We start from the raw sequence: 17642 nt of genomic DNA, 5'->3' as shown, positions 1-17642 counted from the left end.
GCTGCGTGAAATCATATCCTGTGTGTTATTTCAGTAATAACTCAGCCGTTTCTCTGTTTGTCACCAGACAATTAATATAGCGTCCGTGCAATGCGCCAAGAATGCCAGAGTATTTCTCTTCCCCCATGGCGATGCCGATGGAATAGCGAGCCTGGCGCAGCTTCGCCATTTCGATCGACAGGGTTTTTTCGCTCATATTGGTATCGACTAACCCGCCGTTAATATCGTAGAAACGCGAACAGATATCCCCGGCGACGTGGCGGGCGTTGAGATCGTCGCTCTCTTCGCTGCCGTAGAAGGCGTGCCAGTTTGCGCCGTCGCGAATGGCCGGTGAACCAATACCCACCAGCGCCACATCCAGGCTGTCCCAGTAGGATGAGATGGTTTTAAAGTGCTGGGACTGCATGATGCCGTTGCGGATCAGCGGGTTATCCAGCAGGGCTGGAAAATCGGCAAGGTGGGATTCCGCTTTCAGTCTGGCTGCCGCGCCGTAGGTTAAGGTGTTCACATGGTAGCGGCTCTCCAGTTTACCGGAAGGTCCACCGATGATGGGGACGCAGATCACCTGGCGTGACTGGCTGGCCTGCGGCAGGTTCTCCACCAGCGAACGCACGGCGCGGCCCCATGAAAAACCGATGATATCGCCTGGCTCCAGCAACCGATCGACAAGCAGGGCGCCATGCTGGCCCATCGCACTCAGCTGTTCTTCTTCCAGCAGCCCATCGCTGCTGGCAACCACCGCCTCTTTCAGGCCAAATTTTTGCTTGAGCTGTTGCTCGAGCCACAGGTTTTCATTGTAGTCATAGTTGATGGCGATGGTAACAATGCCCTGCTCGCGGCCGCGCTTCAGCAGGCGACTGATGGTGGTGCGATAGATCCCCAGCTCGCGAGCAATTTGCGCCTGAGTCATATCCTGCTCGTAATAGAGCTGGGCGATTTTGACAATCAACCGGATATCGTCACTGTTTTCCATGGTCATCTGCAGGCTCCTGCACATTTGTGCAAATCGCGGGTTTGTGCTGTTGATCTGATATAACCCTATTAGAGCCACCGTTTAAAGCGATTTTCTTTTATTTCATCACCCTAATCTGGCGAATAATCTTGCACATTTGCGTTATCAATAGCGGGTTATTGGCACCTTTGTGCATTGCACGCTAAATCTCTGATTCTGTGATATTTCATCATGCAAAGTTGCCAGGCGTTGAGCGGGACACTTTTGTGAAAAAAGGCGTAGTCGATCACACCTTGCGCCGGAGGGCGCAAAGGCACATCTTTTTTCTCGCCCACAAGGTAGGGTATATTTCGCTTTTACAGGAGAATCTATGCTGCCCGACTCATCAACCCGATTAAATAAATACATCAGCGAAAGCGGCATCTGCTCGCGTCGCGAAGCGGACCGCTTTATTGAACAAGGCAACGTCTTTATCAATGGCAAGCGCGCCACTATTGGCGATCAGGTGAAGCCTGGCGATTTAGTCAAAGTGAACGGACGGTTGATTGAGCCGCGCGAAGCGGATGATCTGGTACTGATTGCGCTGAATAAGCCGGTCGGCATTGTGAGCACCACCGAAGATGGCGAGCGCGACAACATTGTCGATTTCGTCAACCACAGCAAGCGTATCTTTCCTATCGGCCGTCTGGATAAAGACTCCCAGGGGCTGATCTTCCTCACCAACCATGGCGATCTGGTGAACAAGATCCTGCGCGCCGGCAACGACCATGAAAAAGAGTATCTGGTCACGGTCGATAAGCCGGTGACCGATGAGTTCATTCGCGGCATGGGCGCGGGGGTACCGATTCTCGGGACCGTGACCAAAAAATGTAAGGTAAAGAAAGAAGCGCCGTTCGTTTTCCGCATCACTCTGGTGCAGGGGCTGAATCGCCAGATCCGTCGTATGTGCGAGCACTTTGGCTATGAAGTGACGAAGCTTGAGCGTACGCGGATCATGAACGTGAGCCTGACGGGGATCCCCTTGGGTGAATGGCGTGATCTAACCGATGACGAGCTGATCGACCTGTTCAAGCTGATTGAAAACTCCTCTTCCGAAGCGAAGCCGAAAGCCAGGCCGAAGGCCAAAGCGGCGACTCCCGGCATCAAGCGCCCGGTGGTGAAGATGGAAAATAGCAACGATAAGGGCCGCCCGGCTGGTAACGGGAAACGTTTCACCCAGCCGGGACGTAAAAAGAAAGGGCGTTAACGCCTGCCGCGGGTCGGCGTATTCGCCGACCAGGAAAAGGTCGCTTCCTTATCCGTTTTATAAGCCTGCTGTTTTCTCACCTGGCGGGCTTTCTTCGCTTCCGCTTCACGCTGCGCCATCAGCTTATCGATATATTCCTTTTTCACGCTGTTCGTTTCCGCATTGCTCAGCGGGCGGCCATGCGCAATACGCGCGCGGTCAAGCAGCGTTTTCAATTCGCGCTGTTCGCGCTCGGTCATCTCTTTTTGTGTAATACGGGGGAGTGCCATGGTGGTGCCCTCAGTCAGACCAGAGCACCCAGTGTACGGCAATGAATATTTTACTGATAGCCTGTATGGCAACTAAAGCAGGCACACGCCCAGGCCTGCGCCCGGACGTATCAAACTCAGCGCTTGTCGGCTTTTTTGGCGATGGGCTTTCCTGACCAGTACCCGGCCAGCAGCGAACCGGACAGGTTATGCCAGACGGAGAACAGCGCGCCCGGCAGCGCCGCCAGCGGGCCGAAGTAAATTTTACCCAGCGCGGCCGCCAGGCCGGAGTTCTGCATCCCCACCTCGATCGCCAGCGTACGGCAGGTGGATTCATCAAAACCAAACAGACGTCCGCCCCAGTACCCGCCAAGCAGACCAATAGTGTTATGCAGGATCACCGCGATAATCACCACCAGGCCGACGGAGGCGATATGGGCGGCGGAACCCGCCACCACCGCGCTGATGATCGCCAGAATGCACACCATCGAGAAGGCGGGCAGGAACGGCTCTACCGCTTTCACCACCTTCGGCAGCAGATGATGGACAATCAGTCCCAGCGCGATAGGAATGACCACAATCTGCAGAATGCTGAGCAACATGCCCATGACGTCGACCTGAATATGCGCGTCGACGTACAGACGGGTGAGCAGCGGTGTCGCCACGACGCCGACGAGGGTGGAGACCGAGGAGATGGTCACCGACAGCGCCACATCCCCTTTGGCAAGAAAGATCATCACGTTGGAGGCGGTCCCGCTGGCGACGCTGCCGACCAGCACCATCCCGGCGGAAAGCTCCGGCGGCATATGAAACAGCAGCGCCAGCAGCCAGGCGGCGAGCGGCATCACCAGATAGTGCAGAAATATCCCCGCAGCGACCGGCGCCGGACGCGACAGGACGCGTTTGAAATCCTCCAGCTTCAGATGCACGCCCATACCGAACATGATCAGCATCAGCAGGGTGGTGACCCATGGGCCAATTGGGGTGAAGGTGGTGGGAGTGTAATAGGCCAGAACGGAGAGCAGCAGTGCCCATAACGGGAACAGCCGCGTCAGAGTTGCGAGCATGTTGTGTTCCTTGCGATACGCGAACCGGGCCGCGCCATCCCGATGGGCGGCGAGCAGGTCAGCTGGTTGTGTTGATGTTGTTATAAAAAAGCCGGGTTCGAGCCCGGCTATAGGTATTGTTTAACGTGCTAAGGAATTTTATTCAAACAAATTATGATGCAGCTTCTGCACAACCTTCTCCGCATCGTCGCCCGGCACCAGGAAGCACAGGTTGTGGCTGGAGGCGCCATAGCAGATCATGCGGATGTTAAACGGCTCGAGGACGCCAAAGACCTCTTTGCCGACGCCGCAGGCTTTCGACAGCTCATTGCCAATCAGGGCGACCAGCGCCAGATTTTCTTCCACTTCCACGCGGCACAGCGAAGAGAGCTCGGTCAGCAGCGCCTGGGTCAGCAGGGTATCGCCCGCAGAGGTCGAGCCGGTGGTGTCCATGGTCAGGGCCACGCTCACTTCGGAGGTGGTGATCAAATCAACTGAGATGTTATGGCGCGCCAGAATACCGAACACTTCGGCGAGGAAGCCGCGGGAGTGCAGCATATTCAGGCTGTGCAGCGTCAGCAGCGTTTGCCGGCGACGCAGCGCCAGCGCGCGGAACAGCGGCGGGTTCTCGGTGGTTTTACACACCAGCGTACCGCCCGCTTTAGGCTCTTTACTGGAGCCGACAAACACCGGGATATCGCTGCGCACGGCAGGCAGCAGGGTCGCCGGATGCAGCACTTTGGCGCCAAAGGTGGCCATTTCCGCTGCCTCTTCAAAGGCGATGACGTCGATGCGTTTCGCCGCCGGCGCGACGCGCGGGTCGGTAGTATAGATCCCCGGGACATCGGTCCAGATATCGACGCGGGTGGCATTCAGCGCTTCGCCGAGCAGAGCGGCGGTATAATCGCTGCCGCCGCGGCCGAGGGTGGTGGTGCGGCCTTTCGCTTCGCTGCCGATAAAGCCCTGGGTCACCACCAGGCCTTCCGCCAGGCGCGGCGCCAGCTGCTGCTGGGTCAGTTCGGCGACGGCGGCGATGTCCGGTTCGGCGCGGCCAAAGCGATCGTTAGTGCGCAGCACTTTACGGGCGTCAAACCACTGCGCCTGAATACCGCGTTCACGCAGAATTTCCACAAACAGCAGGGTAGACATCAGTTCGCCATGGCTGACCAGTTCGTCAGTCAGGGCGGTTGAGGAGGCGAGCGCGGCGGCTTCCGCCAGCGTCGTGATATTTTCCAGCAAGCGCTCAATCTCTTCGCGGATCACGTTGGGATAACGCAAACGCTCCAGAATATTGAACTGGATCTGACGCAGAGCGTCCAGCTGGGAAAAACGTTCGGTGGGTTCCAGCCCTCCCGCTAAGGCCACCAGAATGTTGGTCACGCCGGCAGAGGCGGAGAGCACAACAATACGGGTATTGGCATCGAGCAGCGCCACATCGATGCTGCGGTTCATTGCGTCAAAATCAGCAACGCTGGTGCCGCCAAATTTGGCGACGACTAGATCTGTCATAACAACCTCGTGTCAGGGGGCCTGACTTATTAAAACGATTCCTGAGCACCGATCCTGGCAGGGGCTGGACGCCGCCGGATCGCAACAAAATGTCTTAATAAGCCAGGCCAAATTATTCAGCCATGGCACAAGGGAAGAGCGATAAACAGGGTGGCGCAGAGTGATAAACAACTACGATGTCACCCAGAAGTGCTCCACCTTGTAGACCCGACTCACCGCTTTGGGCGCTGAGGTGTTCGGGTATGAAACGCCCGACTGCGAACGTTTCTGGTGACAACCCAGGGGATTCAGCCCCTGTGGCCGGCGAGGAGCGTGACCAGACGCTCTTTCACCTCGGCGTTGCTCCCCCTCACGTATCTTCCCCGGACTGGTTCCTCCAATACGGTTACCTGGGCAACGCACCTCTTCTGGCAATTACTGACGTCTTTCACCTGGCCGGGGGAACAGGGACATTATATCCCCCGCGAATACCCTTTCGCTGTAGCGTGAAATGCGCGAGCAATAGATACCTACCAATACGTAAGCACTGCGGATATATAAAGGCTTAACGCCAGCTATGTCAACGCTGCGGTTATGCGGATTTTTCATGCCTCTGCGGCTAACAGAAAAAAGCCTTATGATAGCTATACTAATGGGGCTTTTTACTCCGTTTTGACCCGATTCCTGACCGGCGTCAGGGTCAAGTCACAAAAATCATCACAATTTTCCGTCACCGGCGCTACAATCGACCGAAGTCACAATCTCAAATCAGAAGAGTATTGCTAATGAAAAACATCAACCCAACGCAGACCTCTGCCTGGCAGGCATTACAGAAACACTTCGACGAAATGAAAGATGTCACTATCAGCGAGCTTTTCGCCAAAGATAGCGACCGTTTTTCTAAATTTTCCGCGACGTTCGACGATCTGATGCTGGTGGACTTCTCCAAAAACCGCATCACTGAAGAGACGCTGGCTAAACTGCAGGATCTGGCGAAAGAGACTGACCTGGCGGGCGCTATCAAGTCGATGTTCTCAGGTGAGAAGATCAACCGCACCGAAGACCGCGCGGTACTGCACGTCGCGCTGCGTAACCGCAGCAATACGCCGATTGTGGTTGATGGCAAAGATGTGATGCCGGAAGTGAACGCTGTGCTGGAGAAGATGAAAACCTTCTCCGAAGCGATTATCTCCGGTAGCTGGAAAGGCTACACCGGCAAACCGATCACCGACGTGGTTAACATCGGTATCGGCGGCTCCGACCTCGGTCCTTTCATGGTGACCGAGGCGCTGCGTCCGTATAAAAACCACCTCAACATGCACTTTGTCTCTAACGTCGATGGCACCCATATCGCCGAAGTGCTGAAGAACGTGAATCCGGAAACGACTCTGTTCCTGGTGGCGTCCAAGACTTTCACTACCCAGGAAACCATGACCAACGCCCACAGCGCGCGCGACTGGTTCCTGGCAACCGCGGGCGACGACAAGCACGTGGCGAAACACTTCGCCGCGCTTTCCACCAACGCGAAAGCGGTTGGCGAGTTCGGCATCGACACCGCCAACATGTTCGAATTCTGGGACTGGGTTGGCGGCCGTTACTCCCTGTGGTCGGCGATTGGTCTGTCCATCATTCTCTCCGTGGGCTTCGACAACTTCGTTGAGCTGCTGTCCGGCGCGCATGCGATGGATAAGCACTTCTCCACCACTCCGGCGGAGAAAAACCTGCCGGTGCTGCTGGCTCTGATCGGCATCTGGTACAACAACTTCTTCGGTGCGGAAACCGAAGCGATTCTGCCGTACGACCAGTACATGCACCGCTTTGCCGCTTACTTCCAGCAGGGCAACATGGAGTCCAACGGTAAGTATGTTGACCGTAACGGCCACGCGGTAGACTACCAGACTGGCCCAATCATCTGGGGTGAGCCGGGCACCAACGGTCAGCACGCGTTCTACCAGCTGATCCACCAGGGCACCAAAATGGTACCGTGCGATTTCATCGCTCCGGCTATCACCCACAACCCGCTGTCTGACCACCATCAGAAACTGCTGTCTAACTTCTTCGCCCAGACCGAGGCCCTGGCCTTTGGTAAATCCCGCGAAGTGGTTGAGCAGGAATATCGCGATCAGGGTAAAGACCCGGCGACCCTGGAGCACGTGGTGCCGTTCAAAGTGTTCGAAGGTAACCGCCCGACTAACTCCATCCTGCTGCGTGAGATCACCCCGTTCAGCCTCGGGGCGCTGATTGCCCTGTACGAGCACAAAATCTTCACCCAGGGCGCGATCCTCAACATCTTCACCTTTGACCAGTGGGGCGTTGAGCTGGGCAAACAGCTGGCTAACCGCATCCTGCCGGAGCTGAAAGACGGCAGCGAAGTTAGCAGCCACGACAGCTCTACTAACGGCCTGATTAACCGTTATAAAGCCTGGCGCGCATAACGCTTGCGCAGCTAAGACGGAATGCCGACCCTTTGGTCGGCATTTTTATTTATAGCCGCCGCAGCAGCCTCGCCGGATTCCCCGCCCACACGCCTTTCTCGGTAATGGACTTCGTTACCACGCTGCCCGCGCCTATCACCACCCCATCGCAGATGCTGACGGCCAGAATCGTGGCGCCGCTGCCGATCGACACGTCATCGCCAATCTCGATCCGCCCCCAGCTGGCGCGGTCGGCGTTTGGTTTACCCTCGCGAAACAGGTCGTTGGCAAACATCACGCCGTGACCGATAAAGCAGCGCTGGCCGATGGTGACGTACTCGCAGATAAAGGTATGGGACTGAATTTTACTGTTCGCGCCGATGCGGGTATTCCGCTGGATCTCAACGAACGGCCCGACGAAGACGTTATCGCCGAGCTGGCAATCATAGAGGTTGGCGGGCTGGTAAATAACGACATTTTCCCCACAAACGACGTTACGTACGCCGGTATCACGAAGCTCAGGCATAGTTCCTCTCAAATCGGTTTGGCCAGAATATGTAAGGTGCTTTGCTGGCTGGCGGAGTGGAAAATCGTGTCTCTGATGTGCTGCATCCCCTGGCGTTCGTAAAAACGGCGCGCGGCGGGATTCGCGGCGAGTACTTCCAGCCACAGCCAACTTTCACCGGCCGTTTTTGCTCGCGTCTCGACGGCGTGAAAAATATGCTCGCCGTAGCGGTGGCCAGTCTTCCCCGGCATCAGGTAGAGCTTATGCAGCAGCGTACCAATCTTGCCGTCGTCAGCCATTCGCTGCTGATAGCTATATTTAGCGAAACCAACAGGAGAGGGGGCTTCGGCGATGAGCCAGTGTTGGGTCGCATCCGCAAGACTCCGACGTAGCGCATCTTCGGCATATTCTTGCTTAAGAAATAACGCCAGTTCATCGGCATCGCGCCAGAGATGAGCAAAGTGGTGATGATAGCTGGCATAGCCCATCGCGCTAAGCTGGGGCGCGTCCTCGGGACATGCCTGTCGAATAGTTAACATGCTGCGTTCCTCGCGTCGTTCTGCGGCTATATTGCCTGTAAAGTGAACAATGTGGAACGACAAAAATCGGTGGGAGAAGGCTGGAGGCGCTCCCTCCAGCCTGGGGGTTAGCGGGCGAAAGCGATCGCTTCGATTTCGACGCCGGCATCTTTCGGTAACCTTGCCACCTCCACACAGGAGCGCGCCGGAAAGGCCGCCTGGTGTTCGATAAAGAAGGCCTCGTAGGCGGCATTGATGGCGGCAAAATCCGCCAGGTCTTTGACAAACACCGTAGTTTTAACGATCTGCCCGACCGTGAGTCCGGCGGCTTCGACGATGGCTTTCACGTTCTCCAGTGATTGCCGCGCCTGTTCGGCGATATCGCCTGGCATGGTGCCGTCCAGCGGATTAATCGGCAGCTGACCGGAGGTGATGGTCATCGCGCCGAGATTGACGCCCTGCACGTACGGGCCGATAGCGGCAGGCGCGTCAGCGGTGGTAATAATCATACGGTTTATCCTTCAAACGGTTACATAAAATAATTTAACAACACCAGCGAGCCGACGCCGCTCACTACCACCCACACCAGACCTAAACGGAAGCTGGCGAGCGTGCAGATGATGGCGGCGATCACCTTCGGATTTTTTAAGTCGAACTCCATGCTGGAATTCACGCTCAGGATCTAAATGGTGATGATGGCCGGCAGAACAGTGACCGGCACGAAGCGTAGCGTTTTGGTCACCCGCTCGGACATCTGGATCTTGCCGGCCAGGCCGATAAACGAGAAACGGATGAGAAAAGTCACCGCGGCCATGCCCAGCGTCAGGGCGATAAAATAGCTATTACTCATTTTCCATCGCCTCCACTAACGGCATATCGGATTCGGTTTTTGCCATCTGCTTGCGCTCTTCCGCCAGGTCGACGCACAGGCCGGCGAGGACGCCAAGCACTGAGGCGACGACGATACCCAGCGAATAGGGTAGGACCACTAACAGCACGCCGGAAACGGCGGCTACAACCGCGGCGACGGTGCAGGCCTGGCTTTTAATTTGCGGCACCACGATGGCGATAAAGGCGGCGACCATGGCGAAATCGAGACCGTATTTCTCAATGTGGGGAAACGAGGCGCCGACCAGCGCGCCAAGAAAATCAGCCAGCACCCAAATCGCCCAGAAGGTAATCATCGCCGAACCATAAAACAGATATTTTTCCTTTTTATTTCCTTCCATCTCTTTGACGGTGGTGGCATACACCTCGTCGGTGAGCGCATAGGACATAAAGCATTTTTTAAAGAATGAAGCTTCACGCACGCTGCCGGAAATAGAGGCGCTATACAGCACGTGGCGAAGATTGATAATTAATGTGGTGAAAATAATCACGCCGAGCGTGGCGCCGGTTTTTAACATATTCAGTGCCAGCATTTGCGCCGAGCCGGCAATGACGATCGCCGACCACGCCGTACTCTGCCAGACGCTCATGCCCGCGCTAACGCTTAATGCGCCGACAATAAATGAAAATGGAAAGTCGCCGATGCATAGGGGCATAATAGCGCTGGCGCCGCGGAAGATGACTTTTTTATTCATCTGCTATACCTGCTAATTTATAAATAATAGTGTGGGTAGAGTACGTTAATCGGGACCTGCTCTTTCAGGCCCGTGAAATGGTATTATTTAGCGACCATAATGCTGATAATTTCTTTATCGGTGAGAGTCATTGGTTTAATCACCAGACGGCACAGGTTATTAATAGTCTGCTCGACATCGGCGCAGACAATACCGTCATTGGCGCCAGCGCAGCTATTTTGCATGGCCATTAGTACCGCCTTAAAGGCGCTGGATACCACTGACGAGACTTTCATCGCGCAGCTGTTGGAACCGCCATCACAAATCATGCCGGTAATATCGCTGACCATATTAATAATTGCGGTATTAATGGTGTTGATATCGCGGGTAAACAGCCAGGCCATACCGGCGGCGGCGCCCATAGCGGCGGTTGAGGCTGCGCATAGCGCAGATAAGCGCGTATAACGAGAATGAATTGAGATGGCGGTGAGATGAGATAGAGACAAAGCGCGAGCCAGGGTCTCTTCATCGACGCCGAGATGCTCTGCAACCACCACTACCGGTATGGTTGCTGTAATGCCCTGATTGCCTGAGCCGAAGTTAGACATCGCTACCACCGGCGCGCCGCCCATGCGGGCATCTGAAGCGGCGACGGTGTTGATGATCACCTTGCTTAACAGATCGTTGCTCATCAGGCCGTTTTTCACTGCGTCAGAAAAGGTACCGTTAATGTTCAGGCCATATTTTTTTGTTTTGCCTTCTGCCGCCAGCGCGGAGTTTAAGCGCGCGGCGTCGAGAATAAAGCGAATATCATTAAAGTCGACGCGATTAATAAAGTCGTAAGCCTGTTGTAGCGAGAAAGTGGGCAGCGTTTCGCGCTGGGTGTGCGTATTCTGTTTTTCGCTTAATGGCTGCGGCTGGCCATTAATATAAAGCTCGACCACGTTGGTGTGGGTTCCTTTGACCACGACACGACAGCAATTCTCGCCAGCAGAGAGGGTTAAATCGAGATGAATAAAATCCGGAGTCTCTTCGACGGCAATATCAACGGCGTTATTGGCGATCAGCTTCTGCGCCATTTCAACGTGCCGCGGAGTGATATCTTCCAGCGTTTTTAATCCCTTTTGCGGGTCGCCGCCAAATGCGCCAATTGCGGCTGCCAGCGGTACACCGCAAACGGTGGTGCCGGGTATGGTGACGCCCATCGCGTTTTTATAAAGATTGGCGGAAATAAAACCGCTAATTTTGGTGCAAGGCTGATCCAGATATTGTGCGGCGTAGGCGGCCGCGAAGGAAATAGCGACGGGTTCAGTACAACCTAAAGCCGGGGCGACCTCTTGTTTGAGCCATTTTACGTACAGGGAAGCGTTATCGGTGTTCATAATGATTTAATGTCCAAAATTAAATTTTATTCAGCTGCGATAATGCTAAGACAAAAGATAAGAAAAAACTTACCCTAATAACCATAAAAAGACTGTGGTTTGGAGAAAAATTTTATCTTACGGGAGGTTTTAAGATACACCTGTGTCAAAAAGTAAACTTTTTATATTTCAGTTAGTTGGGGTGATTCGTTCTAAGCGTAACGGATGTTTTTGTTAATCTGCTCACAGCGTTTCTGGAAGGACAATTTTCTCTTGTTCGTACTTTTCGAATCAATAGCCCGGAGATAGCGTAAGGCGAAGGAATCATAGGTAGATCTGGATCACACTTTTGCGCTATACAGATCGACAACGTTCATGCATTTGAGGTGTCACTATGCCGTCGGTATATCGTCCGCTGGTTAATTTCGTTGCGAAGGCCATGCAGGCCGTGCTGAATCTGGCACTGCTGTGCCTGGGAATTATTCTGGTGGTGTTCCTGGGAAAGGAGACCCTGCATCTGGCGCACGTACTGTTTACGCCGGAGCCGGTGAGTAAGTACAAGCTGGTCGAAGGGCTGGTGGTCTATTTTCTCTACTTTGAGTTTATCGCGCTGATTGTTAAATATTTTGAATCCGGTTTTCACTTTCCACTGCGCTATTTCGTCTATATCGGTATTACCGCAATTGTGCGGCTTATTATCGTCGATCATGAGTCGCCGCTGGCGGTGCTCATTTACTCCGCGGCGATCCTGATCCTGGTGATTACGCTCTGGCTGTGTAACTCCAATCGCCTGAAACGCGAATAAAAAAAAGCGGCCTCCAGGGCCGCTGACCAACAGTCACAAATAGAATTTATGTAGGGTCCAGTTGAGGATAGCAGTGGCATTGACCTTACTTTTTCAGCTGAGGGCGACGGCGACAATACCCGGTTGGGGTCGTGTATTGCGGCTAGACCGTCGGCCCTCCTCTGAAATTTGGGGCCGGTGTTACAAAAAAATTAACCTTTCACTCCACCCGCCGTCAGGCCATTAACCAGCCAGCGCTGCGCCAGCAGGAAGACAACCGTGATCGGAATGGCGGAGAGCACCGCCGCGGCGGCAAAGTCGCCCCACAGATAGTTCTGCGGGTTGAGATACTGTTGCATACCTACCGCCAGGGTATAGCTGTTCACATCGCGCAGCAGCAGCGAGGCGACCGGCACTTCGGTGATGGCCGCGATGAACGACAGAATAAACACGACTGCCAGAATCGGCACCGACAGCGGCAGCAGCACCAGACGGAAAGCCTGCCATGGGGTCGCGCCATCCAGCGCCGCCGCTTCTTCCAGCGAGCCATCGATGGTTTCGAAGTAGCCTTTAATCGTCCAGACGTGCAGCGCGATACCGCCCATGTAGGCAAAGATGACGCCGCCGTGGGTGTTGAGGCCGACGAACGGGATGTACTGGCCCAGGCGGTCAAACAACGCGTACAGGGCAACCAGCGACAGCACCGCCGGGAACATCTGGAAAATCAGCATCCCTTTCAGCAGGGTCGCTTTCCCCGGGAAGCGCATACGGGCGAAAGCGTAAGCGCAGGTGGTGGAGAGAGCGACGATACCGATCGCGGTGATCCCGGCGACCTTAATCGAGTTCCACAGCCACAGCAGGACCGGGAACGGCGGCGGCGTGACGCGGCCATCGGCGTGTTCGACGCTGAAGCCTAACGCCAGACGCCAGTGCTCCCAGGAGATGGTATCCGGGATCAGGCTGCCGGTGGCGAAGTTGCCTTCGCGCAGCGAGATAGCGATAACCATCAGCAGCGGAAACATAATCGCGGCGATAAAAATCAGTAGCAGGAGATGCGTGGTAAATAAACGTAGCTTCTGCGATTTGGGTTGGACCATAGCCATTATCGTTATCTCCCTTAATCAAACTTCATGCGCGTGGCTTTCAGATTCACAATCGCTAACGCGCCAACCAGCAGGAAGATAAGCGTTGCGATAGCCGCCGCCAGGCCGAAGTCCTGACCGCCGCCGCCTTCAAAGGCGATGCGATAGGTGTAGCTCACCAGCAGGTCGGTATAACCGGCCGGGGTGGTGGTGCCGAGACGGTCCGGACCGCCGTTGGTCAACAATTGAATCAGGACGAAGTTGTTAAAGTTAAAGGCGAAGCTGGCGATCATCAGCGGCGTTAGCGGCTTAATCAGCAGCGGGAAGGTAATTTTAAAGAAGTTCTGGAACGGGCCGGCGCCATCCATTGCCGACGCTTCGTACAGATCGTCCGGAATCGCCTTCAGCAGCCCCATGCACAGGATCATCATGTACGGGTAGCCCAGCCAGGTGTTGACGATGATGATCATGGTGCGCGCGGTGGTCGGGTCGCTAAACCAGGCCGGCTTAATGCCGAACAGCGTGCTGAGCATCATGTTGATTTCACCAAAGCTCTGGTTGAACAGCCCTTTGAAAATCAGAATCGAAATAAACGACGGTACGGCGTACGGCAGAATCAGCAGGACGCGATAAATCGCTTTGCCTTTCAGCGCTTCCCACTGCACCAGGCAGGCGAGGATCATCCCCACCGCGACGGTCAGCACCACGGTCAGCACCGAGAACACCACCGTCCAGACGAAGATCGCGAAGAACGGTTTCTGAATGCCTTCATCGTGGAAGACGCGGGTAAAGTTGTCCCAGCCGATAGTCACAGTGTAGCCCGGGCTCAGCTTCTCATTGCCCCAGCTGCCGTCGGCGTTAATTGACTGGTAGAAGCCGACGTCGTTGTTCGGGCGGTATTTAACGTGGGTCTGATTGTTGGTCAGTACCCCGTCTTCGCCGAGGGTATACAGAGGCTGGGTACCGGAGAACTGGCGCAGGGAGCTCATGATGACTTTGCTGTCATCCGGCAGCACAGCGGTCAGCTGGTTCAGCGCGGTGCGATTCTGGGTAATCACGCGCAGGTTGGCGCGCTCGCCTTCCGGCAGGGCGTCGGTTTCTTTTAACGCCAGCTTCTGCTCGCCGCCAAATTTAAAGGCGTCAGAAAGGTAGTTTTTACCGCTTTCGCCGTCGGTCAGCGCCAGCTTCCACTCGTCACCCGCAGGGATCAGCGTGAAATTATAGGCTTTGCCGGCCTGGAAGGAACGATCCATCAGCACCTGCTGCGCACGCTCAAAGGTCAGCTGGTTGGTGCTACTGTAGTTGGTAAACGCGATAGCGATAGTGCAGATCAGCGGAAACAGGACAAACAGGCCCATGCCGGCGAGGCCGGGATAAACATAGCGCCAGGCATAAGCCTTGCGATTAGCGAAAATATACAGGCCAACTGAGCTTAAAATCAGCGTCATGATGGCGAACAGGTACTCCCCCTGGGCGTACATCAAAACAACAAGGTAACCCACCAGCAGGCACAGTAAGCCAATCACAGACCATGTGAGTTGCGGGCTTTGCCACCAGTGTCTCTTTTTAACGGCATCCATGGGGATCATCCTCTACAGCGGTGAAAACTTATTTGTCAGGTGGCGCTTCGCTTACCTGACCTACGGTCCGAGCCGTAGTGGTAGGGCGGGTAGGCGCACGCGCCACCCGCCGTTTTCTTACTTAGTGATACGGCTCTGTGCATCTTTCAGCGCAGCATCGACAGTCTGGCGACCGCTGGCGGCGTTGATAACCGCGGTACGAACGGCATACCAGAAGGCAGACATCTGCGGGATGTTAGGCATGATTTCGCCTTTCTGGGCGTTCGCCATGGTGGCAGCGATGCGCGGATCTTTTTCCAGTTTTTCCTGGAAGGATTTCAGCGCCACGGCACCCAGCGGTTTGTCGTTGTTAACGGCTTCCAGACCCTGATCGGTCATCAGGTAGTTTTCGAGGAACTCTTTGGCCAGCTCTTTGTTCGGGCTGGCGGCGTTGATCCCCGCGCTCAGCACGCCAACGAACGGTTTCGATGGTTTGCCTTTAAAGGTTGGCAGCAGGGTCACGCCGTAGTTAACCTTGCTCTTATCGATGTTAGACCACGCCCACGGACCGTTGATGGTCATCGCGGTTTCGCCTTTGTTGAAGGCCGCTTCCGCGATGGAGTAGTCGGTGTCGGCATTCATGTGCTTGTTCTTGATCAGGTCAACCAGGAAGGTCAGGCCCGCTTTCGCGCCTGCGCTGTCCACGCCGACGTCTTTCACATCGTACTTGCCGTTTTCAAACTTGAACGCGTATCCGCCGTCGGCAGCGATCAGCGGCCAGGTGAAGTACGGTTCCTGCAGGTTGAACATTAGCGCGCTCTTACCTTTCGCTTTCAGTTCTTTATCCAGCGCCGGGATCTCTTCCCAGGTCTTCGGCGGGTTCGGCACCAGGTCTTTGTTGTAAATCAGGGACAGGGCTTCGACTGCGATCGGGTAGGCGATCAGTTTGCCGTTATAGCGAACCGCATCCCAGGTGAACGGATAGAGTTTGTCCTGGAACGCTTTGTCCGGGGTGATTTCCGCCAGCAGGCCCGACTGCGCGTAGCCGCCGAAACGGTCATGCGCCCAGAAGATGATGTCTGGGCCGTCGCCGGTCGCCGCAACCTGCGGGAATTTCTCTTCCAGCTTGTCCGGGTGTTCTACGGAAACTTTAATGCCGGTGTCTTTTTCAAACTTTTTACCCACTTCAGCGAGGCCGTTGTAGCCTTTGTCGCCGTTAATCCAGATAACCAGCTTACCTTCTTCAATTTTTGCGAGGGCAGAGGCGGAAAACATCATCGTGGTCAGTGCCGACAGCGCGAGGATGCGAGCGCCAGTTTTGATTTTCATATACCCGTCCTTTTTGGTGTTGTACTCGTGGATACACTTCGGTGGCTTAACGATGATGAGTTTCCTTTTTTAACAACCCCTTTCCATCCTCCCCAGGTCTACGCCCCACCCGCTGGTTGTGTGATCTCCATTGCAAAAACGGCCGTATTGCGTCCTGGAGCACAGAAAAAAGCGCCCAATTTTGTCGCCTCCATCACGAAATCACGCTCCGCCCGCCATCCCCCGCGGCGAGAGCCAATCTCTCATCCTCCCATCTCCTCCCCCATAAAAAAGCCGGGGGGTGGAGGATTTACCTGCGTAATGAATGCCGCATAGTCGACCCATCTTGAATGTGACTGTTAGTGACAGGTTGTAACGAAGGGAGAAGGGCATGGCGAGCGTACAGCTGCGAAATGTAACGAAAGCCTGGGGTGACGTGGTGGTATCGAAAGATATCAATCTCGATATCCACGAAGGGGAATTCGTCGTGTTTGTCGGGCCATCGGGCTGCGGCAAATCTACCCTGCTGCGTATGATTGCCGGGTTAGAAACTATTACCAGCGGGGACCTGTTTATCGGTGACACCCGCATGAACGAGATCCCACCGGCAGAACGCGGCGTTGGGATGGTATTCCAGTCTTATGCACTCTATCCCCACCTTTCCGTTGCGGAAAATATGTCGTTTGGCCTGAAGCTGGCCGGCGCGAAAAAAGATCTGATTAACCAGCGGGTGACTCAGGTTGCGGAAGTGCTGCAGCTGGCCCATCTGCTGGAGCGTAAACCGAAAGCCCTCTCCGGCGGTCAGCGCCAGCGCGTGGCGATTGGTCGTACGCTGGTGGCAGAGCCAAGCGTTTTCCTGCTGGATGAGCCGCTTTCCAACCTCGATGCCGCCCTGCGCGTCCAGATGCGTATCGAAATCTCCCGTCTGCATAAGCGACTGGGCCGCACCATGATCTATGTCACCCACGATCAGGTGGAAGCGATGACCCTCGCCGACAAGATCGTGGTCCTCGACGCCGGCCGTGTGGCGCAGGTTGGGAAACCGCTGGAGCTCTATCACTATCCGGCTGACCGCTTCGTTGCCGGCTTCATTGGTTCACCGAAGATGAACTTCCTGCCGGTCAAAGTCACCGCGACGGCTATCGATCAGGTGCAGGTTGAACTGCCGAACCGTCAGCAAATCTGGCTACCGGTGGACAGCGCCAACGTGCAGGCGGGCGCCAATATGTCCTTAGGTATTCGACCGGAGCATTTATTGCCCAGCGATATCGCCGATGTAACCCTTGAAGGCGAGGTCCAGGTCGTCGAACAGCTCGGTCACGAAACGCAAATTCATATCCAGATCCCCGCCATCCGTCAGAACCTGGTTTACCGCCAGAACGACGTGGTGTTGGTAGAAGAGGGAGCCACATTCGCTATCGGTTTGCCGCCAGAACGTTGCCATTTATTCCGTGAGGATGGCACCGCTTGTCGTCGGCTGCATAAAGAGCCGGGCGTGTAAGGCTTCCCATTAAAAAAGCGCGAACCCGGCTGGCGATATACCGGCGAAGCGTGCAAAGAAAAGCAATG

Annotated in this window: 16 protein-coding genes, 1 pseudogene and 1 riboswitch; of the genes and pseudogenes, 4 read left to right on the top strand and 13 right to left on the bottom strand. The window is 55.3% G+C overall.

What is annotated here, in order from left to right; translation table 11 throughout:
* Positions 1 to 25: 25 nt before the first annotated feature.
* Entirely contained in the window at positions 26 to 973 is a 948-nt protein-coding gene (locus tag KB892_RS24110; RefSeq protein WP_002884616.1) for a sugar-binding transcriptional regulator, read from the bottom strand.
* A gap of 349 nt (positions 974 to 1322) precedes the next feature.
* Between KB892_RS24110 and rluF the strand changes: the two genes are divergently transcribed.
* Positions 1323 to 2198 (top strand): 23S rRNA pseudouridine(2604) synthase RluF, encoded by an 876-nt coding sequence (gene rluF / locus KB892_RS24105; protein ID WP_002884619.1) that lies wholly within the window; start codon positions 1323 to 1325, stop codon positions 2196 to 2198.
* Here the strand turns inward: rluF and KB892_RS24100 are convergent.
* From KB892_RS24100 to lysC, 3 genes are all read right to left on the bottom strand, one after another.
* Positions 2195 to 2467, bottom strand: coding sequence for a YjbD family protein (locus KB892_RS24100; protein ID WP_002884625.1), 273 nt, complete (start codon positions 2465 to 2467; stop codon positions 2195 to 2197). The genes rluF and KB892_RS24100 overlap by 4 nt on opposite strands.
* A 116-nt stretch (positions 2468 to 2583) precedes the next feature.
* Positions 2584 to 3513, bottom strand: coding sequence for a ketopantoate/pantoate/pantothenate transporter PanS (gene panS, locus KB892_RS24095; RefSeq protein ID WP_002884627.1), 930 nt, complete (start codon positions 3511 to 3513; stop codon positions 2584 to 2586).
* Between the two features lie 138 nt (positions 3514 to 3651).
* On the bottom strand, positions 3652 to 5001 hold the full coding sequence (gene lysC / locus KB892_RS24090; protein WP_004146591.1) for a lysine-sensitive aspartokinase 3: 1350 nt from the start codon (positions 4999 to 5001) through the stop codon (positions 3652 to 3654).
* 179 nt (positions 5002 to 5180) lie between these two features.
* A riboswitch (Lysine riboswitch) is annotated at positions 5181 to 5416 on the bottom strand.
* A gap of 349 nt (positions 5417 to 5765) precedes the next feature.
* Between lysC and pgi the strand changes: the two genes are divergently transcribed.
* Positions 5766 to 7415, top strand: coding sequence for a glucose-6-phosphate isomerase (pgi, locus tag KB892_RS24085; RefSeq protein ID WP_002884631.1), 1650 nt, complete (start codon positions 5766 to 5768; stop codon positions 7413 to 7415).
* Between the two features lie 49 nt (positions 7416 to 7464).
* On the opposite strand, the gene KB892_RS24080 is transcribed toward pgi, so the two are convergent.
* The 6 genes and pseudogenes from KB892_RS24080 to KB892_RS24055 all read right to left on the bottom strand — a co-directional run bounded on the left by KB892_RS24080 (position 7465) and on the right by KB892_RS24055 (position 11361).
* Entirely contained in the window at positions 7465 to 7920 is a 456-nt protein-coding gene (locus KB892_RS24080; protein WP_002884634.1) for an acyltransferase, read from the bottom strand.
* 8 nt (positions 7921 to 7928) lie between these two features.
* Complete coding sequence (locus KB892_RS24075; RefSeq protein WP_004153543.1) at positions 7929 to 8438, bottom strand: GNAT family N-acetyltransferase; 510 nt, start codon at positions 8436 to 8438, stop codon at positions 7929 to 7931.
* 107 nt (positions 8439 to 8545) lie between these two features.
* On the bottom strand, positions 8546 to 8926 hold the full coding sequence (locus tag KB892_RS24070; protein WP_002884637.1) for a Rid family detoxifying hydrolase: 381 nt from the start codon (positions 8924 to 8926) through the stop codon (positions 8546 to 8548).
* Between the two features lie 20 nt (positions 8927 to 8946).
* Positions 8947 to 9267, bottom strand: a pseudogene (locus KB892_RS24065) (AzlD domain-containing protein).
* Positions 9260 to 10000, bottom strand: a complete 741-nt coding sequence (locus KB892_RS24060; RefSeq protein ID WP_002884644.1) for an AzlC family ABC transporter permease — start codon at positions 9998 to 10000, stop codon at positions 9260 to 9262. The pseudogene KB892_RS24065 and the gene KB892_RS24060 overlap by 8 nt, the downstream one beginning before the upstream one ends.
* 83 nt (positions 10001 to 10083) lie before the next feature.
* Positions 10084 to 11361: an L-cysteine desulfidase family protein gene (locus KB892_RS24055; protein WP_004151750.1), complete on the bottom strand. Its 1278-nt coding sequence runs from the start codon at positions 11359 to 11361 to the stop codon at positions 10084 to 10086.
* A gap of 373 nt (positions 11362 to 11734) precedes the next feature.
* Between KB892_RS24055 and psiE the strand changes: the two genes are divergently transcribed.
* Positions 11735 to 12145 (top strand): phosphate-starvation-inducible protein PsiE, encoded by a 411-nt coding sequence (gene psiE / locus KB892_RS24050; RefSeq protein WP_002884721.1) that lies wholly within the window; start codon positions 11735 to 11737, stop codon positions 12143 to 12145.
* Positions 12146 to 12336: 191 nt separating this feature from the next.
* Here psiE and malG read toward each other — a convergent pair whose 3' ends face one another.
* From malG to malE, 3 genes are all read right to left on the bottom strand, one after another.
* Positions 12337 to 13227, bottom strand: a complete 891-nt coding sequence (malG, locus tag KB892_RS24045) for a maltose ABC transporter permease MalG (protein ID WP_002884725.1) — start codon at positions 13225 to 13227, stop codon at positions 12337 to 12339.
* Positions 13228 to 13241: 14 nt separating this feature from the next.
* Positions 13242 to 14786 carry a maltose ABC transporter permease MalF gene (gene malF / locus KB892_RS24040; protein ID WP_002884726.1) on the bottom strand — a complete coding sequence of 515 codons (1545 nt, stop codon included), beginning with the start codon at positions 14784 to 14786 and terminating at the stop codon, positions 13242 to 13244.
* A 117-nt stretch (positions 14787 to 14903) separates the two neighbouring features.
* A complete protein-coding gene (malE, locus tag KB892_RS24035) occupies positions 14904 to 16094 on the bottom strand; it encodes a maltose/maltodextrin ABC transporter substrate-binding protein MalE (protein WP_002884740.1) in 1191 nt (396 codons plus the stop codon).
* A gap of 370 nt (positions 16095 to 16464) precedes the next feature.
* On the opposite strand from malE, the gene malK reads away from it, so the two are divergent.
* Positions 16465 to 17574 carry a maltose/maltodextrin ABC transporter ATP-binding protein MalK gene (gene malK, locus KB892_RS24030; RefSeq protein ID WP_002884743.1) on the top strand — a complete coding sequence of 370 codons (1110 nt, stop codon included), beginning with the start codon at positions 16465 to 16467 and terminating at the stop codon, positions 17572 to 17574.
* Positions 17575 to 17642: the final 68 nt, after the last annotated feature.

The sequence above is a fragment of the Klebsiella sp. P1927 genome (assembly GCF_018204675.1).
Classification (GTDB): Bacteria; Pseudomonadota; Gammaproteobacteria; order Enterobacterales; family Enterobacteriaceae; genus Klebsiella; species Klebsiella pneumoniae.
Note: the sequence above shows the minus strand (reverse complement) of the source record. Positions and strands in the feature narration are given on the sequence as shown.